This is a genomic window from Sulfurovum sp. (genome assembly GCF_041551015.1).
In the GTDB taxonomy this organism is placed as follows: Bacteria; Campylobacterota; Campylobacteria; order Campylobacterales; family Sulfurovaceae; genus Sulfurovum.
The window spans coordinates 1-4,437 of sequence record NZ_JBFENQ010000137.1 but is presented as its reverse complement, the minus strand read 5'-3'; the positions used below and the strand labels follow the sequence as shown (position 1 = coordinate 4,437).

General features: G+C 38.3%; 4 protein-coding genes. 3 read left to right on the top strand and 1 reads right to left on the bottom strand.

Annotation, left to right across the window (positions count from 1 at the left end; all coding sequences use genetic code 11):
* Positions 1 to 639 (bottom strand): Na/Pi cotransporter family protein (locus tag ABZC96_RS08480; protein WP_373030441.1); only part of this gene is annotated, 639 nt, incomplete at its 3' end.
* 193 nt (positions 640 to 832) lie between these two features.
* Between ABZC96_RS08480 and ABZC96_RS08475 the strand changes: the two genes are divergently transcribed.
* The 3 genes from ABZC96_RS08475 to ABZC96_RS08465 form a co-directional block, all read left to right on the top strand.
* Complete coding sequence (locus ABZC96_RS08475; protein WP_373030440.1) at positions 833 to 2,302, top strand: NAD(P)/FAD-dependent oxidoreductase; 1,470 nt, start codon at positions 833 to 835, stop codon at positions 2,300 to 2,302.
* A 96-nt stretch (positions 2,303 to 2,398) separates the two neighbouring features.
* Positions 2,399 to 3,544, top strand: a complete 1,146-nt coding sequence (locus ABZC96_RS08470; protein ID WP_373030439.1) for a hydrogenase small subunit — start codon at positions 2,399 to 2,401, stop codon at positions 3,542 to 3,544.
* Between the two features lie 3 nt (positions 3,545 to 3,547).
* On the top strand, positions 3,548 to 4,437 hold an 890-nt coding region (locus ABZC96_RS08465), incomplete at its 3' end, for a nickel-dependent hydrogenase large subunit (RefSeq protein WP_373030438.1).

The window sequence follows — 4,437 nt, the reverse complement described above, 5'->3', positions numbered from 1 at the left end:
AGATTGTTCAAAGCTGAGTATATTGACATATAATGCACTCAATACAATAGCCGTTGCTGCAGAACTAGACTGAATGATCGCTGTGAGTATAAAACCAATCCCTATAAAAGTGATCAATGGAAAGTTTACAAATTTAGCAAGATCAATAGCATTGGTCAAGGATTCTATAGATGTTTTCATAAACTCCAGACCAAGAAACAATAAACCAAATCCAACAAAAACTTTGGCAATGGTAATTACACGTTTATAAGGAGGATCAAAAATAAGTACTATTCCTCCTGCACCAATCATAGGAAGTGCAAAAGCTTCAATACTAACTTTAAAACCAAGGGTTGCAACGATCCATGATGTGACGGTTGTTCCTACATTTGCACCAAAAATGACGGCGATACCTGAATGTAAAGTGATCATTGAAGCACTTACAAATGAGAGTGTCATAAGTGTTACAACAGAAGAACTTTGCAACAGTGCAGTTGCCATAGTTCCGGTCATAAGAGATTTTCCTGTAGAAGATGTGGAGTTTTTTACCCAGCTTTTAAAACGAAGACCTGCTGACTCTTTTAGTGCCAGCTCCATATACAACATACCAAATAAAAACATTCCCAGACCAGAAAGTGCTTGTACAAGTATATATGTCATTCATCACTCTCTTTTTTAGACATTATATCAATATTATAGTTATTGTAAAGAAGTTGTTTACAGTTATAATTTATATTAATTAGTTGATATTATAGATAAAAATTAATTTAGTAATTTTTATACATGTTATTCAGTCTCAATAAATTTTTTTTATCTTATACTTATTTTGATACAAATTAAAAGGATTTATATTATGATAAAGAAAAAGATTGAGCATAGTAAACCGCTTATAGATCTTTTACATGGTGAAACTAATGAAGGCATAAGTAGAAGGACGGCACTCAAAATGATGGGTGTAGGGGGTGCAGCTACTGTCATGGGCATTCCTTCTTCTTTACAAGCTGCTGAAGCAGAAGCAGCAAATATTAAAAGTGATAAAAAGGCGAAGATATTAATTGTTGGTGCTGGTTCTGGTGGTATCATGGCATTGGCCAGACTTCATAGTGCTTTGCCAAATGCTGACATTACGATCATTGCTCCTAATGAGATACATCTTTATCAACCGGGACAAGTGTTTATGGCAGCTGGACTTTACACTATTGATGATATTAAGAAAGATAACAAAGACTTTATTCCTGATGATGTAAACTGGATAAAAGATGAAGTAGCTTCTTTCGACCCAGATAATAACAAGGTCACAACGCGTGCAGGTAAAGAAGTAACATATGATTATATGGTTGTTGCTACTGGAATGGAATACCATTATAAGTGGATCAAAGGTCTTACTGAAGATGATATCGGTAAAAATGGTATCTCAAGTGTCTATTTGAGTAATTTAGAAGAAGGTACTGCTAAAGGTGGTGATATAACATGGGAATGGTTTGAAGCATTGAAAGAAGCAGCTGCTTCAGGCAAAAAACCAAAAGCAATCTATACACAGCCAAGTACAGCTATTAAATGTGGTGGAGCACCACAAAAAATTCTCTATCTTAGTGCAGATCATTTGAGAAAGGATAATTTAGGGGCTGATTTTATTTTTGCAACAAACAGTGCAAAACTCTTTAAACACCCTGAGTTTGATGCATCGTTACAAAAAGTACAGAAGCAATATGACACGATCACCAACAAGTTCAGACATAATCTTGTTGCCATCGATATTAAGAACAAGGTAGCAACTTTTGAAGAAACGTATGAGATCAAAGGTGAATATGATGAAGATCTGGAAGAGTATGATACGTCCGAAGAAACAAGAATGGTGGACATGTCCTACGATTTCATTCATATAGTACCACCTATGGGAGCTTCTCAAGCTTTGGTTGATTCTCCTTTGGGTTGGCGAAAAGGTAGTGCTAAAGGCTGGCTCGAAGTAGATCAGCATACAATGCAGCACAGAAGATATGAAAATGTATTTGGTATAGGCGATGTATGTGGTATACCGATATGTAGAACAGGTGGTTCAGCAAGACACCAAGCTCCCGTTGTTGTAGGTAACCTGGTTGCTGCATTAGAAGGTAAAGCGCTTAGAGAGAAATTTGATGGTTATACCGTATGTCCTATCAAAACGGAATACGGTAAGATCATTTTGGCAGAATTTAACTATGAAGGCATAGCACCGACCATACCATTCCTAGACCCTGCAGAGCCACGGTTTTTTTGGTGGGCATTTGACCTGTATCAATTAAAACCTATGTATTGGTATCTAATGTTGAGAGGTTGGTTTTAAAATCTATATTATGAATTATTTTAGAATATTTATAAGTATCAATATTCGTATGATATAATTATTTATACAGTGATAAAAAAATAAAAGGGGTTGAATATGAATGGTTTTGATGCACTTTATGCTAAAGCAAAAGATCGTATACAGGCGTTGTCTGAGTTGCCTTCTATAAAAGAAGAGTCTATTGAAGAAATGCTTGAAGGACGTGGTATAGAACGACGTGACTTCATGAAGTGGGCAGCTGGTGTTACAGCAATGCTTGCTTTGCCATCTCAATTCACTCCTTTATTTGCAGAAGCCGCGAAGATGGCAGATCGTGTTCCATTGGTTTGGTTACATATGGCAGAGTGTACAGGATGTAGTGAATCTCTTATTCGTTCTGATGCGCCAACCATAGACTCTCTTATCTTTGATTATATCTCTCTTGAATACCATGAAACTCTTATGGCTGCAGCCGGATGGCAAGCAGAAGAGAATCTTGATAATGCTTTGAAAAAGTATGCAGGACGTTATGTATTACTTGTGGAAGGTGGTGTTCCGACTGCTATGAATGGTCAGTATCTGACACTGGGTGCCCATGGTAGAACAGGACTTGATCTTGTTACTGCAGCAGCTAAAGATGCTGCAGCGATATTTTCTATAGGTACATGTTCAAGTTTTGGTGGTATTCAAGCTGCTGCACCAAACCCAACAGGTGCTAAAGGTGTAGATAAAGTTGTTTCTCAGCCTGTTATTAATGTACCAGGATGTCCTCCAAGTGCTTCAAACATCGTAGGAACGCTCATGCACTACTTACTCTTTGGTACTTTACCTGCACTTGATCGTTACCATCGTCCAAAGTGGGCTTACGGTAACCGTATTCATGATCTTTGTGAACGTCGTGGACATTTTGATGCTGGAGAGTTTGTCGAGAGCTTTGGCGATGATGGAGCTAAAGACGGATGGTGTCTCTATAAACAAGGTTGTAAAGGACCTTATACGTTTAATAATTGTTCCACAGAACGATTTAATCAGCATGTAAATTGGCCTATCGGGGCAGGGCATGGCTGTATGGGATGTTCCGAACCTGACTTCTGGGATACTATGGGACCGCTGGAGAAACCGATCCAGTCACATCTTGTTATGGGTCTAAACGCTACAGTTGATAAAGTTGGAGCAACACTTCTAACTGCAACTGTTGTTGGTATTGGTGCACATGCTGTTGCAAGTATCTTTATGAATAAAAATGATGAGAAGGAAGGGTAAATTATGGGTAACAGACGTGTAGTTATTGATCCGATAACAAGAATTGAAGGACATCTTCGTATTGAAGTTGAAGTAGATGAGAACAATGTTGTACAAAAAGCCTACTCATCATCTACATTATGGAGAGGGATAGAGCTTATTCTTAAAGGACGTGATCCACGTGATGCGGGTCTTATGTCACAACGTATTTGTGGAGTTTGTACCTATTCACACTATAAGGCTGGTGTAGAAGCTGTAGAAAATGCCTTAGGAATAGAGGCACCGTACAATGCACAATTGGTACGTTCTCTCTTAAATGAATCTCTTTATATGCATGACCATGTAGTGCATTTCTACCATCTGCATGGACTAGACTGGGTTGATGTTGTCTCAGCTCTCAGTGCAGATCCTGAAAAAGCATCTAAATTGGCTTTTAAATACGCTGATCTTCCTATTGCAACGGGTACAGATGAACTTACTGCCGTACAACAGAGGGTTAAAAGCTTTGTTGACAAAGGACAACTTGGACCATTTGCCAATGCTTATTGGGGTAATGGAACGTATAAATTCTCTCCAGAACAGAACTTAATTGCACTTTCTCACTATCTTAAAGCACTTGAAGTACAACGTGTAGCGGCACAAATGTTTGCTATCTTTGGTGCGAAACAGCCACATCCTCAAAGTCTTGTGGTTGGGGGAGTTACTTGTGTACGTGATATATTGAGTCCGACTCGTTTAGCGCAGTGGAAAGAAAAATATAAAATAGTCAAAGATTTTATAGATCGTGCTTACTATGCTGATATCGTGATGGCAGCAGAAGCATATGGTACAGAAGAGACAGTTCTAGGTGGTGCGGGTGTTAAAAACTTCCTTGCTGCTGATGCATTTATGCTAAATCGTACAGAAAATCTTTT